The organism is Clostridium chromiireducens, from assembly GCF_003575225.1.
Lineage (GTDB): Bacteria > Bacillota > Clostridia > Clostridiales > Clostridiaceae > Clostridium > Clostridium chromiireducens.
On sequence record NZ_QXDJ01000001.1, the window covers coordinates 454702 to 476310 of the forward strand.

Here is a 21609-nt window from a genome sequence, read left to right on the forward strand (position 1 = left end):
AAATAATAAGTCAGCATGCTAGTATATTTTCCGTTATACTTCGTCAGCATATTCGCCTAATAGCCCGCTATGAGGCAAATATACTTCCTTGGCTAACGAAAAATATACATTGCATCATAGACTTATTATTTTCTTTCATATGCCTAATTATAACTTATATAATTCATAATTGACAATGTACAATTCACATTTTTGGAATAAACTGTTGAAAAACGTCAAAAATATATTATTATTTTGATAATTCTTTTAATGAATTATCCTTAATTGTGTTTAGTAAATTATTATTATTATGATTTAAGGTACATAAAAAAGAACCTTCATGAAAATTTTAAACTTATTATTTATTTTCATGTGCCTAAAAAACTGTACGAATTAAAATTAAGAATAAAAGGAGTTTTAACAAAAATGGAAGATAAGAAACGCAACATTCTTTTTTCTAAGGAACAAATTAATTCTAGAATAGAAGAATTAGGAAAAATCATTACTGAAAATTATGAAGGTAAAAATCTTTATGTTTTATCTTTACTTCGTGGAAGTTTTGTATATGCTGCTGATTTAGTTAGAGCTATAGATTTAAACACAAAGATAGGTTTTATGACTACATCAAGTTATGGTCATGATGAAACATCATCTGGTACTGTTCAAGTAGTTCATGATATTGCTGATAATATTGAGGGATGGGACGTTCTTATAGTTGATGATATTGTAGATACTGGAATTACTATGGATTTTGTTGTTGAACATATAAAGAAACTAAACCCTAATTCAGTTAAAACTTGTGTTCTTCTTGATAAACCATCAAGAAGAAAAATAGATATAAAACCAGACTACTGCTGCTTTGAAATTGAAGATGTATTTGTAGTTGGGTATGGCTTAAACTACGGTGATTTCTATAGAAATGTACCTTATGTGTTTAATTGGGAGTAAAAGAAACCTTCGGGTTTCTTTTTTTATTTATTTTTAATATCAAATCTGCCCCCTTTCTTTTTCGTCACCTTCAACAACATTTAAGTGCTATCTGACCATATACTTTTTCTACTCAGTAAAATATAATAAAAAATTATCATATTTGCAGAAAGATAATTGTATTTTTTGATAATTTTGCAATAAGAACACACTAATCTATAAATCTATTTCTTTTATCTAAATTTATTTCTAAAAGGGGGCTATAAAAATGAAATTTTTGAAAAAAGAAACCAACCTTAATAAACGTAATAATAAATTTATTAAATCTAAAAATAATTCCTTTAGTTTTAATAAGGATTCAATTAGTTTTAGAGTGCTTGCCAGAGTATTGCCTGTTGTTGTCGTAACATTATTAACACTTACAACTTGTACATATTATTTAGGACAAAGAGTTCTTTATTCTAATAGTAAGGATTTTATTAATCAAATAAGTAAGATTACTGCGCAAGACATAAATGATATTATGGCAAATCAAATAAAATCTGTTGAAAGCTTGGCACATAATCCTTTTATCACAAGTGCTGATACACCATTAGAAGATAAAATGAAAATTTTATTAAAAGAAAAAGAATTTAAGCAATATCTTAATATGGGAATTGCGACTCCCGATGGAAAATTGACACTTGTTAACGGTGAAGTAATAGATATAAAGGATTCTGACTATTTCAAATCTGCATCTAATGGAATTTCTTATGTTTCAGAACCTTTTGTTAATAACTCAAACAGCAACATAAATAAAAATTATATTATTGCGATATCTGCACCTATTGAAGATAGTAACAATCACATTAACGTACTTGTTGCTTTTAAATCTGGTGATGATATATCTAATCTTAGTAAGAAAATATCATTTCTTAATTCAGGTAAGGCCTTTGTAGTCAATTCAAGTGGTAAGCTATTAGGCTATTCTAATAATTCTTATGTTCAAAACGAGAAAACAATTACTGATTTATTGACAAACACAGATGGGACAAGTGTTGATGATTTAGTTACTTCTATCTCTTTAGGCCAAAGTGGTTCTCAAGATGTAATTTGTGAGGGTATAGAACAAGTATTGTCTTATTCTATAGTTCCAGCTACAGGGTGGTGCATTATAGCTACTGCTGACAAAACAGATTTATTAAGCTCTTTTAATAGTTTGAAAATAATAAATATTGTTACTGGAATTGGGAGCTTAATATTGATATCCTTAACATTAATATTTGTAATGTCTAAAATTTCCAAAAATATTTTATATGTTGTAGATATAATGAAAAGTTTTGCTAAGGGTGATTTCTCTAGAACAATAGATGAGAAGTATTTAAAGAAAAAATCCGAAACTGGTATCATGTGCAGGTCGTTAATAGAAATACAATGTGCTCTTAATAAAAACATTGATACTATTCAATTAAACTCATCACATCTTACTGAAGAATCAAATGGTCTCTTATTAATATCAGAAGAGCTGTCATCACTTATAGAAAATATAGTTAAAGCCATTAGTACTATATCCGAAGGAACTCTTAGCCAAGCTAATAAATTATCCAGTAGTAACGATAATTTAAATCAATTCGGAAACAAAATTGAAATTCTTACAAACAAAGTTAATGACGTCACCATCACTTCCTCTAATATTGGAGAACGCGCTGAAAAAAGTAACCACGATCTTAAAACATTAATTACATCAATAGATCTTCTTAATAAGAACTTTGATACATTTGGTTCCTCATTAACTTTAATGTCAACTGATATACATGAAGTAACTGAAATGACTAACATAATTAATGGCATAGCAGAACAAACCAATCTACTTGCTCTTAATGCTGCAATTGAAGCAGCTAGAGCTGGTGATGCCGGAAAAGGATTTGCTGTTGTTGCAGATGAAATAAGAAAGCTAGCTGAAATGAGTAAAAATTCAGCTCAAAGAATTTATTCTATTGTATCAAAAGTCCTTAAAAATACTGATGATATCGTAATTAGTACAGATAATATTGCTCATGATGTTAAAAATCAAACTCTTATTGTTAATAATACAATATCAGTATTTAAAGAAATTTCTTCAGCTATTGAAGAAATGATTCCTCAAATGTATTCTATTGCTAAGGATTTTGTATCATTAAATGCTGAAAAAGATTCATTATTAAATAATATTTCTGAAATTTCTTTATCATCAGAGCAGATTTCAGCAACTACCCAAGAAATTTATTCTTCATCCGAAGAACTAAATTTATCAAGTGCTGAAGTTGCAAATTCAGCTAAAAAAGTAAGTACTTCATCAAATGAATTAACTGAAAGCTTTAGCCAATTTAAATTTTAAATATGGATAACGAAAATATAACTTAAACTTATGAATATAACTCACCGAACTAAGCAACATACTTTTGTTCCAGTTTCTAGGAAATTTTGATGGGTAATTCTAAGTCTATAAGTTGTGCCCAAAGTGCTAGCCTCAAAGAACAAGCGCTCACAGAGAAAGTTCGAAGAACGAAATATAAAATTTCGATTCTCACTTTTTGAACTATCACATTTGGAACAACTTATAGCCTAAGAATTACATCCATCAAAATTTCCAATGAAACATTCCACAAAAGTGTGTTGCTTAGTTCTAGTTGAGATATTTTTTAAAGTATAAGTTTAAATCTTAATTGCTTTATCTATATAGGGTTCCTCGCTAAGAACTTAAAGTATGCTCAACCTAGAAATTAGATACATGTTTGTAACCTTAAGGGTCATAATATGAAATAGGCTGATTAGGTTCTATTATCGTTGCGGAACTCTATATAAATAAACAACACGTAACTTAAATATATGGTATTACATTAAATTTCTAGAAATCCTGAAATGTAGCATTTGTGAATTATAATCAATTTGTATTTTGGCTTTTGCTATTGTCATTGGTGGGAAATCCTAAAGTGTTATTAGGTGTTTTTCCAACTATTATGGTTTCTGAAACTGGAACTTGTGTGGTTACTTCAATATCTTGATTTCTCATAGGCAGCTTTAGTCTTATTTTAGCATTAACATTTAAGTAAATCTTATGTCTAGTTTGATTGATCCCAGCACTTTCAAATTTTGACTCATAACTTGTACTCATATTTCCCATAGGTTCAATTCCTATTGTTATTTTGGGTCCCAAATTATAAAAAATACTTTTATCGCTTAACCACCCTAATGGAACTTTAACCTCAGAATTTTTCATATCGCTTAACTCTTTATTACATTCAGTAGATAACTTTGCCGCTAAATAATTTAATTTTATTGTATCTGCTTGAACCAAAATTATGTTTCCTTCGTTATTTTTTTGGATTTTTATCATTTGATCATAATCGAATTCTTTTGATAAAATTTCTACACTTTTCTCATTAATAATATTTAACGTTTGTGATTTCGCCATTATACCAGCCATTTCCGTTATTGCTGGCATAACTCTTTTGTCAAAAAATACAATTATTATATTTAATACAACAATTATAAAGATTAAAATGACGAGAAATGATATGTATTTGTGGTTTTTACGCCTTGTATAATACTGCATTATAAACACCTTTATATTGAGTTATTGATTTAATAATACTATAATTATGCTATAATGTTATAGAATATTATTAAATTATTAACCTTATTATTTTAGGAGGATAAAATGGCAGTTAACGATAAATCACATAAAGCAGATAGTGCTCCACGACGAAAAAAGCCAATAAAAAATAAACAAAAGAAATCTAAAAAAATATTTAAAGGCATATGTTTTGGTTTACTATTTTGTTTTCTAGCAATTGTTGTAGTAGGCGCTGGCTATACTTTTGCACTCATAAAAACAACACCTCCTCTAAATGTTGATGCTGTATTATCATTAAATCAACCTTCAAGCCTATATGATAGTTCTGAGGTATTTATGGATAATCTTCATACAGATGAGGAACGTTATGTTATAGATTCCGGTAAGATACCTGCTAATTTGAAGAATGCTTTTGTATCCATTGAAGATGAAAGATTCTATAAGCACAAAGGAATAGATCTTCAAAGAATTGTAGGTGCGGCTTACCTAGATGTAAAGAAATTAGTCACCGGACAAAAAGGATTACATGGGGCATCTACATTAACTCAGCAATTACTTAAAAACACAATTCTAACTAATGATGTTTCTATGGAAAGAAAAATTAAAGAAGCGTATTTAGCTATTAGTTTAGAAGACAAACTAACTAAGGATCAAATATTAACAGCATACTTAAATACAATACCTTTAGGCGGGCACATATATGGTGTAGAGGCTGCTGCACTAGAGTACTTTAGTAAAAGTGCATCTGATCTCTCACTAATTGAATGTGCGTACATTGCTGGTATAACACAAGCACCAAGTTATTATAGTGCTTATAATGAAAATAATGTTAAGGATCCATCGCCTTATATAAATAGAACTCTTACAGTATTAGGCATGATGCATAAGCTTCAATATATTAATGACGCTGACTATGAGAAAGCTGTGAGCGACGTAAAAAATGGTGGATTAGTATTTAAATCAAGCAAGAAGGATTACAGATTAAACTATGAATGGTTTGTATATCCAGCTGTGTCTCAAGTTAAAGAAGACCTAAAAGAAAAATATAATTATACTGATGAAGAAGCTTCGAAATTAATGGTAAATGGCGGACTTAAGATTTATACAACAATGGATAAACATCTTCAGGATTTTACCCAAACTACTTTAGATGATTACAAGAATCTAGGAATCAGTAATGGAGAAACATATGATAAAGATGGTATTCCTTTATTGCAGGCATCTGCCACAATTGTAGATTATAGAAATGGTCATGTTCTTGCAATGGTTGGAGGTCGTGGTAAACAGCAGCCTCAATCCACCAATAGAGCTTATAATGATTTAAGACCTATTGGTTCTTCAACAAAGCCATTAACTGTATATGGACCAGGAATTGATCAAAAAATCATAACAGCTGCTACAACAATTGATGATGCTCCACTACCTGATAATAAATTAGATAATGGTAAATACTTTAATCCTTTAAACTCTCCAAACGAGTATGCAGGACTTATAACCGCTAGAGAATCTCTTACTCATTCTAAAAATACTGGTGCTGTACTATTTGAAGATATGATTGGATTAAAAACTGGTATTTCTTATGGTGAAAAGTTAGGTTTAAAGTATAACTCTGCTTCTAAATCTTCTATAGCTTCTGTTGCTTTAGGTCAATTTAATAACAATCCTAATGATAGAGACGGTGGTAACTCCTTTATTTTGGCTGGAGCATTTGGCACCTTTGGTAACAATGGTATATATACAAAACCTGTATTATATACGAAAGTTGTTGATTCAACAGGTAAAGTTCTGCTCGATACATCTAAACCAAAGCAAAGTAAAGTTTTCTCACCTCAAGCAGCTTATATTTTATATGATATGCTGAAAGGTCCAGTAAATGAATACAATGCTACTGGAGCTAAATGGGGAAATATGCCAGTTGCTGGTAAGACTGGTACTACTACCAACTCAACTGATTTATGGTTTGCTGGACTTTCTCCTTACCTATCCGGTGCCGTATGGGTTGGTTACGACAAACCAACAAAACTTCTTGGAAGTTCAAGTGGATGTGCTGTAATATGGGGAAAATTAATGCAAGAAGCTAATAAAGATTTTGAAGTAAAAGATATAGATGAACCAAATGGAATTATAAGAGCTAGTGTTTGTAAAGACTCCGGTTTATCTCCAAGTTCATTATGCAGTCAGGATCCACGCGGAAATAGAGTATATGAGGAATTATTTATTGATGGAACAGAACCTGATTCAACATGTGATACTCATGTAGCTGCTAATGTGAATAGATTTACCAATAAACTTGCTAGTCCATTAACCCCTTCTATATTAACTAGAAGCAGCATATTTATAAAGAAAGATAATCCAAACCCTGCTACAGCAGACTATTTTATGGTATTACCGTCAACTTACGATTCTGCAACTGAAACTCCTCCTGCAGGTAACACTAATGAAGCTGTACCTCCAGTAGCTGATTCTAATAATGCAACAGCTCCGCCTATTGTAAATGAGTTTTCTACACCGTCAAACAAAAATGCTAATGGAAATACTAAAAATAATGGTAACAACACTCATAATCCAGTAGGTCCCGGTAACTCAAATTCAGGAGCTCTATCTCCAATTGTACCTGGTAACTAAAAATGCTTGTGTAGAATGTAGATTAAGATAGAAATAGAGGATAATCAAAATTGATTATCCTCTATTTTCAGTTTATTTTGCTACGACTTCTTTTTCAGCACCATCTTTTAATACATTTAATATATTACCATTTTCCGAACTCACAAAAATCTTCCAAACAACATTAGCATCCTTATCATTTTTTCCATCTATTGTTACAAGATAACAAACTTCATAAATTTGACTTGCATCCTTATCAATTCTATTATCTGCATAAACTAAATATAATTCTTTTCTAACAGTAGCTTCCTTATTGAACTTTTGAAAATCTTCTAAAGCTATATTTTCTGCTTCTTGCTCAGATATATTTATTACAGGTTCTTTACATTCCCTATGCATTGTTGAATTAGAATACCCATCTAGAAAACCGTTTTCTTTATTAATATTTAACTTTATTTCATCAAAATAAAAAGGATATCCATTTTCCTGCCTAGTATATATAAATGAATAATACGGTAAACTTTTTACCCCCTCATTATCATTTGCACTCTTTAGTACTACTTCTCCATCATAAACATTTTTCAAATATCCCTCTGCTAAAGTTCTTGCATTTTGCAAGTTAATCTTAGTTGTATTAGATTGAATTTCTTTCTTTGCAAAGCCTATAACATTATTATTTTTATCTAAATCTATACCAAAACTTTGAGTCACTATACTTCTATGAACCAGCTCATTCTGACTATTTAATATTCTGCTTCTTTCATATTTTATGGATTCTAAATTTTGTTCAGTATTTATTGCATCTATCGAATATAACTTAGTCATAAAATTTTTAGCTGCTTTAATATCTTTCGCACCTGGTCCTAAAAAGTTATATAATATTACGACTATAATTACAATAAGGCAAATTAAAGTTGTCCCCCCTAGAACACTTGCTTTTCTTAACTTCATCCATGACCTCCTTTATTCAATTGATATTTCTTATTTACTTTATATTATATCATATTTTTTGTGTTGCATATCTTATATTTTAGCTTTATTCAATATGATAAACTACAGACAAAATGAAAAGACTTATTCTTAGGAATAATATATTCTAAGTATAAGCCTTTCATAAATTTACATATATATTTTTAATACGTATAATCTTCTACTATGCTAATCACTGATTAGTTATTTTCAACTTCTGGAAACCATAATGCAATTTCTTCTTTTGCACTTTCAACAGTATCAGATGCGTGAACACAATTTTCTGTTTTGCTTCTTGCATATCTATGTCTTATCGTTCCTTCAGCTGCATCTGTAGGACTAGTGGCTCCATTAATGCTTCTTATTCTTGCCACCGCATCTTCTCCTTGTATAATTACTGCACATAATGGATTCCTTGTAATAAATGTTATAAGTTCTTCATAGAAATCTTTCCCTTTATGTTGACTATAATGCTTTTCAGCAATTTCCCTTGTAGCTTTCATAAGTTTCAATGCTACTATTTTTAGTCCATTATCTTCATAACAGCTTAAAATATTCCCTATTATATTTCTTTCCACTCCATCTGGTTTAATTAATACTACACTTTTTTCAATCATGTATAGTCCTCCATATCATGTAATCAATTCATATTATTCCCCTCTATATGAATATTATACTAAATTTTCAGAAAATTATAAATACTTTTATAATTTTATTTCATAATAATCATATTGTGATATAATCTTGATTAATAATATTTCTTAAATTTTTTATTAAAATAAACTATTGTGAATAATTCACTAATTATTTATATATCAGCTTCTAACATTGAATTCAATAAAATAGGGAGGATAACATATGATTAGATATTCAATAACTGTTAGTGGTAGAGTACAAGGCGTAGGCTTTAGATATTTTGTTCAGCTTACAGCTTGTAGGCTAAACTTAACAGGTTGGTGTAAAAATCTTATGGACGGTAATGTCCAAATTGAAGTCCAAGGAATAGAAAAAGATATTAATTCTTTTATTTCCGCTATTAAGGTTGGTAATAACTTCTCAAGGGTTGATGATATAAATTTAAGCAGTCTTCCATTAATACCTGATGAAAAGAAGTTTAAAATAAAATATTAATTCTCACAATCTATAGATATCTCCTTCAAGAGTTCTACTTATTAGATAAACATATTTACAAATTTGCTCAAACTTAAGCTATTATCTTTTCTAGAAATTATAAATATTTTTGTGGAGAAAACATTCGAAAATGAGCTGTCAAAGGTTCTAAGTTGCAGGTTGTTCCACTTTAGCTTGTCATACTGAAAGTAGGAACATGCTAAAGTGGATGCAACCTGCAACTTAGAAACTTCAGCGATATTTTCATAGTTTTTCGGAATAAAAATATTTATAATTTCGGTAAGTTATCACTTAAGTCTAAGCTATATTTTGTTTATCTATAAATCTTTTAATTTACCTTTTTTCTTTAATCTTAGTATTAATTCATTTGGCTCTCTATTAATTATAAGTTCTTCTGGAAACTCTATTGATTCTAACATGTTAACTGCTGCTGTAAACTCTCCTATTAATGTACAGAAATGTGCGTCACTATTTATTATCAGCTTAGCGCCATATTTTTTACATAATAATGCTATTTCCTTACAATTTCCATGACTCCCCACTCTTGATGTTGTAAAAGAGCTATTATTAATTTCAATTAGAATATCATTTTTAATGGCACACTTAACTATTTCATCAAAATTAACAGGAACTCCTGGATTGCCAAGATGTCCTATTATATCAACTCTTCCACTTTCTATTACATTTATGAAAGCTCTCGTGTTTTCTTCTACACTACCTACTTTATAGACTTCATCATGTATGCTTCCAATTACAATATCCATCTTATCTAATGTAAAATCATCCATATCTAAATTTCCATCATAATCAATTATATTAGCCTCTGTTCCATAAAGCATGGTAACTCCATACATTTCTCTTGGTAGTACTCTGTAGTTATGAAAGTACCAAATATGCGGAGAATTCGGCATGGTAATCCCATGTTCTGTTGTTCCGAGTACTTTTATTCCCTTCTCTGATGCAGCTTTTGCATTTTCCATTAAGGTTGAATAAGCATGCCCACTTGCTAAAGTATGAGTATGCACATCTAATGCATATTTCATAAAATCACCTCTTTTATTCGTTTTATAAACTTAAATCAACATTTTAATATATTAATTATATTTCCTATTATCATATTATCATACTCAACTTAGTAATTAAACTATAGCAGTTTATAGTAAACATTTACTGTCAATAAAAATTTCTATTACCTTTCTCGTATTTCAAATATGTGTTATTATTAAAAATGTATGAATTTCAAATTTAGAGTACTGAAAGGAGATTTTATGATTAAATTAATTGCAACAGATATGGATGGAACTCTTTTAGATGAAAATGGTCATTTGCCAGATGGTTTTGTTGATATTTTAGACCGTGTAAGAGAAAAAAATATAAAATTAGTAGCAGCGAGCGGTAGACCTTACTACACTTTACAAACTAATTTTGGTCCAATAGGAAGACATTTATCTTTCATCTGCGAAAACGGAGCTCTAGTTGTTGATAATAACCAAATAATTTATAAAAATGTTATTGAAAAGAATATTGTTCAAAGTATAATTACTGAAGCAAAAAAAGTCAAAGATAATGCTTTAGTTGTATGCGCACCTAATTGTGCATATATTGAAAATTATTCAGAAGAATACTTAACTGAAATAAAGAAATACTACAGTGTCATAAATATTGTAGATGATTTAAGTGAAGTTGAAGATGATATAATTAAGATTAGTATCTGTAATATAGAAGGTACTAATGATATAGTAAATAGTTCATTAAAAGACACTCTTAACATAGTAGCTACCGCTGACATTTGGACTGATATTTCAAATAAAGGCGTTAACAAAGGAGTTGCTTTAAAACAACTTATGGAAACTGATAATATATCAAAAGAAGAAACTATGGTTCTTGGAGATTATTACAATGATATAGAAATGCTTGCTGAGGCTGAATACAGCTTTGTAATGGAAAATGCTCCAGAAGACATGAAACAATATGGAAAATACATAGCTGCAAGTAATGAAGAGCACGGAGTTTTAAGGGCAATACTTGAATATGCACTTTAAACTATACTTAATTCTATATAATATACCGAAATAAGAAACATGTTTATTCTGTAGGACTAGTGAAAATTTTGCTGGAGAACACTAAAAGAGGTTGTACCCGCTTCTGTTTGCTCCTAATATTCATTGGAACAAGCAAAAGTGGTACAACCTCTAGAGAAAACTCGACTCACATTCGCTCCCTGAGTAAGTGATTCACACCAAATCATAGATTTGGGCTCTCTACTTAAGTGTTTTCATCAGCTTATTTTCACATGCCTATTTCACAAACACGTGTCTTATTTATTTGTTATAGATGACACAATCATAAATTACACTTAAACTATGAAATATCTCCCAACCAGAAATGAGTAATATACTTTTGTGGAATGTTTCATTGGTAATTTTGATGGATGTGATTTTTGGCTATAAGTTGTTCCAAATGTGCTAGTTCAAAAAGTGAGAATCGAAATTTTATATTTCGTTCTTCGAACTTTCTCTGTGAGCGCTTGTTCTTTGAGGCTAGCACTTTGGGTGCAACTTATAGCCTTAAAATCACCCAACAAAATTACCAAGAAACTGGAACAAAAGTATATTACTCATTTCGGTGAGGTATACGCATAAGTATATGTTATAGTTTTGTTATCTATAAATAAGAGAATCTCTAAGTACATTTATACAATAACTATAATAAACTCATCTGCTCTACTTCTGGTTCTTTAAATGAGGATATGCTTACTCCAATAAGTCTTACTTCTTCATTAAGTGCTTCGCTTTCTAGTAATTCTTCCGCGACTTTAAATATTTCTTCTTGTGCTCCAATATAATTGATTAGGGTTTTGCTTCTTGTGTGATTTTCAAAATCTTTTGTTTTAAATTTTAAAGTCACTGTTTTCCCAAGAACATTTTTTCTATTCAATACATCTTCTATTTCATAAGAAAATTCTTTAATATATTCACGCAGCTCTTCTTTATTTTTAGTGTCAAACTTTAATGTCTTCTCTTTTCCCACAGACTTTCTTTCACGTATATTCTCAACTTTCCTGTTATCGATGCCTCTAATTCGTTCAAATATTTCAATTCCATTCTTGCCCAGGTATTCAATATAAAATTCCTTTGGCATATTATATAAATCTTTTATGTAGTATATCCCCATATTATTGAATTTAGCTACTGATACCTTACCTAAACCATGGATCTTTGATATAGGAAGTGGAAAAAGAATATCTGGAACCATTTCTTTTTTTATCTCCTTAATCCCATTTGGCTTATTCCAGTCTGATGCTAGTTTTGCTAGGAATTTATTATAAGATATACCAATAGATAATGTTAATCCTACCTCTCTAAAAACTTTATTTTTAATATATCTTGCAGCCTCCATACCATTTTTAATATGCCCTTGAGACAAGTCTAGGAATCCTTCATCTATAGATACAGGTTCAACTAGAGATGTCACATCATTAAATACCCTAAATATTTCCTGCGAAACCTTGGTGTACTTACCATACCTCCCCGAAACAAATATTCCATTAGGACATTTTTCTCTGGCCATGAATATTGGCATAGCTGAATGTATTCCAAATTTTCTTGCTTCATATGAACATGTAGACACAACACCTCTCTCACTTACCCCGCCCACAATAACAGGCTTTCCTCTAAGTTCTGGATTATCTCTTTGTTCAACTGATGCAAAAAAAGCATCCATATCTACATGCAGTATTTGATTTTCCATTAAAATAACCACCTCATTATGATCACAATTTCTATAATATATTATAGCCTAAACAGAGTGTAAGTTATATAACTTACACCTTCAAAGAAATCATTGCATCTATCTTTTATTGCGTAAATTTATAATTTATATAAGGTTTTGTACTCAATCTTGCTTTTATTAGGTAATTTACTTTATACTTATTAAAAAATTACCTAATTTCATTTGACATATGGTATAATAATAAAGTATTTTAAGTATAATAGCGTTATTAGCGATATTATTATGTAAAGGAGTAATTATTATGGGTTTTAAAGAAAAAATAAGCAGTAAATTTGGTAACTATTTTCAAAATGCTTATATTGAAAAATATGGTGATAGAATAACAAGTATTTCTGGAACTGTCTTGTCTGTAAAGCTTATCGAAAAGAGTTACATTATCTTCAATAGATTAATGGTTGAAATGGTTATTAAGCCTGAAGTTGGTAAGAAAGTTGTTAAGTGCTGGTATAAAAAGAATAGATGGTTTAAAAAACCTGAATTTATACAAGTAAAGCAAGGCAATAAAGTTATAGTCATGGGCGTTACAGGTGATAAAAACAGTAAAAAAGAAAATTCTCAAGAAGTTCAAATTATGAATCTATTAAATCTTACAACAAAGAAAGATCTAATCCCAATTGACCATAGCCAAATAAAAAAATCACGTCAACAAGCAAATGGCATGACGAGAAGATAATAAGGGTATTGTGTAATACTTAAAGTGGTGCATTAAACAACCGAAAGAGAATACATATATGTTCCTCAGGACTATGAAAAATCTCGCTGGGAATATCTAAATGGAAAGTTGCACCACTTCTGCATGCTCCTGTGACGAGCACAGGACAAGCAAAAGTGGAACAACTTCCCATTAAGGTATTCCAACAGCTTATTTTTCAATGCCTGCTCCACATATATGTATTCTTTTTCTTTGTTTTGCTATAGCTTTAAATCTTTTATCAATACCTAGTCTAGAAATATAAAATATATGTTTATCGGAAATTACAAATATAACTCATCTTTAAAGGCATTGACATTGCGGACATAAAAAAACACTTACATTAATATATTCTTATTTTAGACTTATTACTAAACAAAGAAAGTGAATATATGTTTTTGTGCAGTGTTCATAAGAAGATTTGGCTGGCTGTGATTCTAGATTATAAGTTGTTCCAAAGGTGCTTGTTCAAGGCGTAGTCCTTGAAGCAAGCACTTTGGGTACAACTTATAATCTTAGAATCACCCAGCCAAATCTTCTAAGAACCGGAGCAAACACATATATTCACTTTAGGTTGATTGGCAGTAAACTTAAAATTTCATAGAACTGCAAGTATTTCTATATTTCGTTTTCTTCACAATACCTTAATATTTAGATTTAATTAATAGATATACACTATTAATAAATGCAATTATTCCAGAGAAGAACATTACAATAAGCCACTGATTTAATGAAAGCGCAACTGTATGGAATACATTTTGTAAAAATGGTACATATAATACTGAGCACATTAATGATATAGATATTGCAACAGCACCAACTAAATATGGATTTGTGAATAATTTAATTTGGAAAATAGAATGTCTTTCTGATCTACATTCAAATACATGTATTAATTGAGACATAACTAATGTGCAAAGTGCTAGAGTTCTACATGTTTCCAAATTCATTTTATAATATCTTCCTACCATAAATGATAATAAGGTACATAGACCTATCAATGATCCTCTAATTACTATTTTTTCTACTAATCCTCTTGCAAATATGCTTTCCTTTTTCTCTCTTGGAGGTTGTCTCATAATATCCTGTTCTGGTGGATCAACACCAAGCGCAATTGCTGGAAGTCCATCAGTTGCTAAATTTACAAGGAGAATTTGTATTGGACTTAATGGATTTGGCAAGTAAAATAATGTGGCCAAAAACATTGTTAATACTTCTCCGAGGTTGCAGGATAGTAAATACCTTATGAATTTTCTTATATTATCGTAAATTATTCTTCCTTCTTCTACTGCCGCAACTATAGTTGAAAAATTATCATCCATAAGAATCATTGATGATGCTTCCTTAGTTACATCAGTACCTGAAATTCCCATTGCAATTCCTATATCTGACTCTTTAATAGCAGGTGCATCATTTACACCATCTCCAGTCATAGCAACAATATTTCCCTTTTTCTTGAAGGCTCTAACAATTCTTAACTTATGATTGGGTGAAACCCTCGCAAAAACTCTTATTTTCTTTATTTTTCCCTCTAACTCTAGATCGCTTATTTCTTCTATTTCCTCTCCTGTCATAACCTGATCTGCTGTACTGCAAATGTTTAAAGATTTAGCTATAGCAAGAGCCGTATTCTGATGATCTCCTGTTATCATTATAGGCTTTATTCCTGCGAGCTTACATTTTAGCACTGCATCCCTAGCTTCTTCTCTAGGAGGGTCTATACTACCTGCTACACCTATAAAAATTAGGTTTTGTTCTAATTTATCTCCCTTTGTTATATTCTCCTCTTTATATGCTGCTGCAATACACCTTAGTGCTCTTGAAGACATTGCAGTAACAAAATCAATTACTTGCTTTTTCTTTTGATATGTCAAAGGCTTAATTTTATTATTTTCTAGTATAAAATCGCATCTCTCGATTATTCTTTCAGGAGCACCTTTTACATAGCAAGTATCTTTATTCCCCTCTTTAATTATAACTGACATCATTTTTCTGTTAGAATCAAATGGGATATCAAATGTTCTATTAGCACTGTTAACAAAGCCTTCAAGTCCTTTGACATCATTAAAAAACATATTTATTAATGCTGTCTCAGTTGGATCTCCATGAAGTGCTTCACTCATTTTATTTTTAGTAAAGTCGTAATTGCAATCATTGCAGTAAACAAGTGTTTTCATAAGCTTTCCATAGTCAGTTAATTTCTCTTTTTCTAACTCATGGATTCTTCCATTTAAATATACCTCTTTTACTGTCATTTTGTTTTGTGTTAAAGTTCCCGTTTTATCTGAACATATTACTGAAGTGCACCCTAGAGTTTCCACTGCTGGCAGCTTCCTTACAAGTGCATTTTTTTTGAGCATTCTTGATACTCCAAGTGCTAATGAAACTGTCACAATTGCAGCTAAGCCCTCAGGAATTGCCGCAACCGCAAGGCTCACTCCTAGCAAAAACATCTCTGTTACATCATTCCCTCTTATAATTCCCATTGCAGTAACTGCTGCACATATTATAAGACAAATAACAACTAAGATTTTACCTAAAGAATCTAATCTTTTATTTAAAGGAGACTTTTCCTCTTCAATATTTTGAATTAAATCTGCTATTTTACCCATTTCGGTATTCATTCCAATACAGTCAACCTTAAATAATCCTTTACCTTTTACAACTGTAGTTCCCATAAATCCTTCATTATTTTTCTTTGATTCCTTTTTTCCGCCTTCAACTTTTAATTTTTTCCTATCAATTTTATAATTACAAGATTCTTTATTTACGCCAACTGATTCTCCAGTTAATAACGATTCATCTACAACAACGCCAGAACTTTCAACAAAAAATCCATCAGCCGGTATTCTATCTCCAGCTTCTAGAATAACAGCATCTCCAATTGTCAAATAAATTGAGTTTATTATTTTTATACTAGAATCCCTTAAAACCTTGCAAGTCGGTGCTGCTAATTCTTTTAATGCTTCTAATGATTTTTCAGTTCTAAATTCTTGTACAAATCCTAATATTGCATTAATAACAACTATTATTAGTATAGTAATTGCATCTGCCTTATCTCCAATAACCCCTGAAATTATCGTTGATGCTATTAGCACCCACACTATAAAATCATTGAACTGAGATAAGAATATCTTAAGTGCTGATGCCTTATTATGGTGCTTCAATTCATTAAGTCCAAAGTTCTTAATTCTCTTCTCTGCTTCCTTAGTGCTAAGACCAGATGTCAACTCTTTTTCTTGTATCACAACTTTTCCTCCTAATATCGAACTTTATATTCTATATATATTTACCTTTAGAAAAGTTATGCACCTTTTAAAAAATATTGTGAAGAACTTAAAGTGATCAGATAAACAACCGAAATAGAATACATATATGTTCCTCAGGACTATGAAAAATCTCGCTAGGAATATCTAAATGTAAAGTTGCACCACTTCTGCATGCCCCTGTGACAAGCACAGGACAAGCAAAAGTGGAACAACTTCCCATTAAGATATTCCAGCAGCTCATTTTTCAATGCCTGCTCCACATATATGTATTCTATTTCTTTGTTTTTCCGTCACTTTACATATTTCTCTAACTAAAGCCACTTTATTTAATAATGGAAAACAGAATTCATTAAGGTATCACTAACTAATCGCAGGAATATAAAAATACTTGCCTAAATATCATTTACTTTAAATTTACACTAAACTAGAAAGAGAATATATGTTTTTACGGAGTGTTCATCAGAAGATTTTACTGGTCGTGATTCTTAGAATATAAGTTGTTCCAAATATGCTAGTTCAAATTTATTTTTGAGGCCAGCATTTTGGGTGCAACTTATATTCTTAGAATCACCCAGTAAAATCTTCAGTGAACCGGAGTAAACACATATATTCTCTTTCGATTGTTTAGAAGTAATTTTAAAGTATCTCCAATTTGCAAGTATTTTTATATTTCGCGTTTTTGGTAATACTTTTTTTGAATAAATTATTTCATAGAATTAACTACATTTGTAAGTGGTGGTATTACTTGTTTCTTTCTTGATAATACTCCAGGTAAAAATGCCATTGAATCATTTAATTCAACATTGAATGTTTTTTCAACAAAATCATGTCTTTCACCTGCTACTAATACTTGTGATCCTTCTTTAAGTATGTCCGTTAAAAGAAGCATAACTACATTATAACCCTTGCTATCTGCTTCACTTTGCATGAAACTTAGCATTTCATCTTTTAATGGCATAAATCCATCAATATCCATAGTATTAACTTGAGCTACTCCAACCTTTACTTCTCCCATAGAAAATGGTTTAAAGTCTTGATTAAATATTTGAGATACGCTCTTTCCTTTTAAAGAAGTTCCTGCTTTAAACATTTCCTTAGCAAATTCTTCAAGGCTTTCTATTCCCGCAATTTCAGCTAATTTTTTACATGTTACCCTATCTTGTTCTGTGCAAGTTGGGCTTTTAAATAATAAAGTATCTGAAATTATAGCTCCACATAACAAACCGGCAACTTCTTTAGATGGAGTTATATTATGCTCAAAATAGCATTTACCAACTATAGTTGAAGAACTTCCTAATGGTTCATTTCTGAAAAATATAGGATTACTTGTTTGTATATCTGCAACTCTATGGTGATCTATAATTTCAAGAACCTCTGCCTCTTCTAATCCATCAACAGATTGACCTCTTTCATTATGATCTACTTGGATAACCTTTTTCTTATGATTTGAAATAAGATGATATCTTGAAACAGTTCCAATAACTCTTTCATCTTCATCAATTACTGGATAACTATGATATCTAGTTTCAGCCATGATGTCCTTAATATCGTCAATTAAATCATACTTTGAAAATGATATTAAATTATCAGTAGCCATAACATATCCTACTGGTATACTTTGAATCAATAATCTTGATGCTGTAAAGGAATCATGAGGTGTACTTATTACAGTAACACCATTTTCTTTAGCTTTAGAAAATAAATCTGGTGCAAGCTCATGTGAACCAGTAATTATTATTAATGATGTTTTTATATCAATTAAAGCTTCTTGTACATCGTGTCTATCTCCAACAATTGCGATATCGCCCTCATCAACGAATTCTTTTAAACTATCTGGCTGCATTGCTGTAACAGCAATTTTACCTTTAAATATTTTGCAATCTTTATTTATGTATATACTGTTAGCTGAAAGTGTATCCAATATATTCCCAATAGATGTTTTACTTTTCGCTAATATATTATTATCCCATATATCCATGTACGAAGATGTTAAATTTGAAATTGAAAGAATCCCTGCCAATCTTCCGTGATTATCAACTACTGGTAGAGACTTAATGTGATTATCTCTCATAATATTCCAAGCCATTTTCAATGAAATATTTGATGTTATTGGATTTATTGTATCAATATCTAAATCTTCCAATCTAAGTCTTACTGTTTTTAATAATCTTGGAGCTTCAACCTTAAAGTAATCTAAAATAAATTGTGTTTCAGCATTTACATTTCCTAACCTTACAGGTATAGCTGGAAGGTTACTAATCTTATTTTTAAATGCCGCATATCCATACGCAGCACAAATAGAGTCTGAATCAGGATTTTTATGTCCAGTTACATAAACTACATTTTCCAAAATAATTCCTCCTACAATTTTTTCTTTTATTTAGGCACATGAAAATAGGTTAGCAAATAGAATTGTTATTTTTTGAATGCGCCTTAAATAAATCATACATATTCATTTTACTTATAAACTCAAATTATGTAAAGACTTAATTCTGTTTACAAAAAACACTGTAGATAAACAATGTATAACTTACCGAAATAAGTAACATATTGTGTTTCGGTTTCTAGGAATTTTGCTGGATGATTCTACGATTAGAGGTTGCACCACAATGCTTGCCTCAACAACAAGTGTTGAACAAGCATAGTGGAACAACCTCTAATCAAGAATCATTACCATCAAAATTCCAATGAAACACTGCAAACAATATGTTACTTATTTCTATTAAAGTTCTACACTCAAACTTAATAAGTATGGATAGTTATTCTAATTATAAGATCAAATATTTGATTTATACTTTTAAATATATAAAAAAACAGAAAGAAATGGTATTCTTTTGCGCAGTGTTGCATTGAGAAAAAGGCTATAGGATTTCTTCAGTAAAAGTTGTTCCATTCTTGCTCGTCCTGAGCTTAGCTCAGGAACATGCAGGAGTGGGTACAACTTTTACTGCTAAGTGAGAGAGTCCAAATCTTGTATTTGGCAACTCGAACTTACTCAGCGAGTGAATGCGAGTCGAGTTTCCTCTCTTTCCATAGTCTTTTTCTCTAGCAACCGAGCAACAGAATACCATTTCTTTCGGCTGTTTATCTCATACTATTTATCATACTCCAAAGATCATCAGCTGTTGTAATTGCTTTGGAACTTAATTGGAAAGCTCTTTGAGTAAGTATAACATCCGAAAATACCTCTGCTGTATTTACATTTGATCCTTCTAAAGCTCCTTGTACAACATTATAATCATTGCTTAGCGTTACCTGTGCATCTGAAGCTGGAGTGAAATAACTATTTCCTAGAGGATTAAAACTCTTATCTCCTATAGCTGTAAAAATAGGAATCTTACCAATTTTAACCTCTTCTCCATCAACTTGCGTTGATATTCCACCATCTTTGTCTATAGATATATTTTTGCTATCTAACGCAGGATTTCCTTCTGAAAACCCATTTTCATATTCAACATATACCTTTGCTCCATTAGTATCTACTAGACTTCCGCTTGAATCAATTTTAAAACTACCATCTCTAGTATATACTATATTTCCACTAGCTTGAGTAAGTGCAAAATATCCCTTTCCATCTATCGCTAAATCTGTTTTTTGTCCTGTTATTAAAAGATTTCCTTGTTCATTTGTTGCATAATTTACACCTAGTTTAACTCCTGTACCCGTTACTGAACTTTTGTCCACAAGTGGCGTACCATTCCTATTTAAAGATTCTGTCAATAGGTCTTTAAATCCTACATCTGTACTTTTATATCCCGTCGTTGTACTATTTACTAAATCATTAGATAGATAGTCTAACTTTTCTTGATATGCAGTTAGTCCACTTTTCCCTGTAGCGAAAATATTGAACATAATTATCTCCTCCTCTAAGCTTTAGTTTATACACGCCCTAATTCACTCGCAGCTTTTTGAACAGTTTCGTCTTGCATCTTTACAAATTTCTGATTTGTTTCAAACTGTCTCTTTATCTCCATAAGTTTAACTAGTTCTGCTGACGGGTCAACATTTGATCCTTCAAGGAAATTTTGTCTTACATTAACCGTAGAATTATAGATCGGATTTTGCTGAGTGATATAGTTATCTCCGAGTGGCTCCATTGCATTATAATCGCTAAAATCAGCTGTCAGCATTTTATGCGTCACACCTATACCATCAATATTCACATTATTCTCTGCATCTACAGAAAACTTTGAATTGCCTATATATATAGGCTCCCTTGCACCAGTAGCACTATTTATTCCTAACACTTCACATCTGTCATTAGTTATTAAATACCCTTGTTCATTAATCTTAAAATTTCCATCTCTTGTATAAACTTCTTGACCGTTAGGGTTTCTAGCAACAAAAAATCCTCTTCCATCTATTGCAAAATCAGTCATACTATCTGTAGCCTTAAAAGTACCTTGTGTAAAAACTGTTTCTACATCATTAACTTTTACACCCATATTTAAGTTTCCGATATTGTTTTTAACATACTTATCTCCCACAAGCTTCTGTCTATTAGATATCATAACATCTTCAAAGCTGCTTTTAGTGAGTTCTCTTTTTTTATAGCCTGTATTATTTACATTGGCAATATTATTTGTAGTTACTTCTTGTTCATTTTGAAGTGCAATCAAACCTGAAACTGAAGTATAGAATCCTCTAATCAA

15 protein-coding genes are annotated in these 21609 nt (G+C 30.6%); 6 read left to right on the forward strand and 9 right to left on the reverse strand.

Going from position 1 to position 21609, the window contains the following annotated elements; genetic code table 11:
- Positions 1–405 precede the first annotated feature (405 nt).
- Complete coding sequence (hpt, locus tag D2A34_RS01875) at positions 406–927, forward strand: hypoxanthine phosphoribosyltransferase (RefSeq protein WP_119365545.1); 522 nt, start codon at positions 406–408, stop codon at positions 925–927.
- Positions 928–1174: 247 nt separating this feature from the next.
- The gene (locus tag D2A34_RS01880) at positions 1175–3262 is read left to right on the forward strand and encodes a methyl-accepting chemotaxis protein (RefSeq protein WP_119365546.1); all 2088 of its coding nucleotides are present in this window, start codon (positions 1175–1177) and stop codon (positions 3260–3262) included.
- Between the two features lie 546 nt (positions 3263–3808).
- Here D2A34_RS01880 and yunB read toward each other — a convergent pair.
- Positions 3809–4480 (reverse strand): sporulation protein YunB, encoded by a 672-nt coding sequence (yunB, locus tag D2A34_RS01885; RefSeq protein ID WP_119365547.1) that lies wholly within the window; start codon positions 4478–4480, stop codon positions 3809–3811.
- A gap of 105 nt (positions 4481–4585) precedes the next feature.
- Between yunB and D2A34_RS01890 the strand changes: the two genes are divergently transcribed.
- Complete coding sequence (locus D2A34_RS01890) at positions 4586–7126, forward strand: transglycosylase domain-containing protein (RefSeq protein ID WP_119365548.1); 2541 nt, start codon at positions 4586–4588, stop codon at positions 7124–7126.
- 72 nt (positions 7127–7198) lie between these two features.
- On the opposite strand, the gene D2A34_RS01895 is transcribed toward D2A34_RS01890, so the two are convergent.
- The gene (locus D2A34_RS01895) at positions 7199–8056 is read right to left on the reverse strand and encodes a YcdB/YcdC domain-containing protein (protein WP_119365549.1); all 858 of its coding nucleotides are present in this window, start codon (positions 8054–8056) and stop codon (positions 7199–7201) included.
- A 218-nt stretch (positions 8057–8274) separates the two neighbouring features.
- A complete protein-coding gene (ndk, locus tag D2A34_RS01900) occupies positions 8275–8691 on the reverse strand; it encodes a nucleoside-diphosphate kinase (protein WP_079442271.1) in 417 nt (138 codons plus the stop codon).
- A 241-nt stretch (positions 8692–8932) separates the two neighbouring features.
- Between ndk and D2A34_RS01905 the strand changes: the two genes are divergently transcribed.
- Positions 8933–9205 (forward strand): acylphosphatase, encoded by a 273-nt coding sequence (locus D2A34_RS01905; RefSeq protein WP_119365550.1) that lies wholly within the window; start codon positions 8933–8935, stop codon positions 9203–9205.
- 317 nt (positions 9206–9522) lie between these two features.
- On the opposite strand, the gene D2A34_RS01910 is transcribed toward D2A34_RS01905, so the two are convergent.
- A complete protein-coding gene (locus tag D2A34_RS01910; protein WP_119365551.1) occupies positions 9523–10248 on the reverse strand; it encodes a phosphatase in 726 nt (241 codons plus the stop codon).
- 225 nt (positions 10249–10473) lie between these two features.
- On the opposite strand from D2A34_RS01910, the gene D2A34_RS01915 reads away from it, so the two are divergent.
- A complete protein-coding gene (locus tag D2A34_RS01915) occupies positions 10474–11247 on the forward strand; it encodes an HAD family hydrolase (protein WP_119365552.1) in 774 nt (257 codons plus the stop codon).
- Between the two features lie 661 nt (positions 11248–11908).
- Here the strand turns inward: D2A34_RS01915 and D2A34_RS01920 are convergent.
- Positions 11909–12955 (reverse strand): DNA polymerase IV, encoded by a 1047-nt coding sequence (locus tag D2A34_RS01920; RefSeq protein WP_079438712.1) that lies wholly within the window; start codon positions 12953–12955, stop codon positions 11909–11911.
- A 283-nt stretch (positions 12956–13238) separates the two neighbouring features.
- Between D2A34_RS01920 and D2A34_RS01925 the strand changes: the two genes are divergently transcribed.
- Positions 13239–13670: a hypothetical protein gene (locus D2A34_RS01925; protein WP_119365553.1), complete on the forward strand. Its 432-nt coding sequence runs from the start codon at positions 13239–13241 to the stop codon at positions 13668–13670.
- 662 nt (positions 13671–14332) lie between these two features.
- Here D2A34_RS01925 and D2A34_RS01930 read toward each other — a convergent pair.
- From D2A34_RS01930 to D2A34_RS01945, 4 genes are all read right to left on the reverse strand, one after another.
- Complete coding sequence (locus tag D2A34_RS01930) at positions 14333–16936, reverse strand: calcium-translocating P-type ATPase, SERCA-type (protein WP_119365554.1); 2604 nt, start codon at positions 16934–16936, stop codon at positions 14333–14335.
- Positions 16937–17660: 724 nt separating this feature from the next.
- Complete coding sequence (locus D2A34_RS01935; protein WP_079438715.1) at positions 17661–19307, reverse strand: putative manganese-dependent inorganic diphosphatase; 1647 nt, start codon at positions 19305–19307, stop codon at positions 17661–17663.
- 734 nt (positions 19308–20041) lie between these two features.
- Complete coding sequence (locus D2A34_RS01940; protein WP_119365555.1) at positions 20042–20809, reverse strand: flagellar hook-basal body complex protein; 768 nt, start codon at positions 20807–20809, stop codon at positions 20042–20044.
- Positions 20810–20835: 26 nt separating this feature from the next.
- Positions 20836–21609 carry a flagellar basal-body rod protein FlgG gene (locus D2A34_RS01945; protein WP_119365556.1) on the reverse strand — a complete coding sequence of 258 codons (774 nt, stop codon included), beginning with the start codon at positions 21607–21609 and terminating at the stop codon, positions 20836–20838.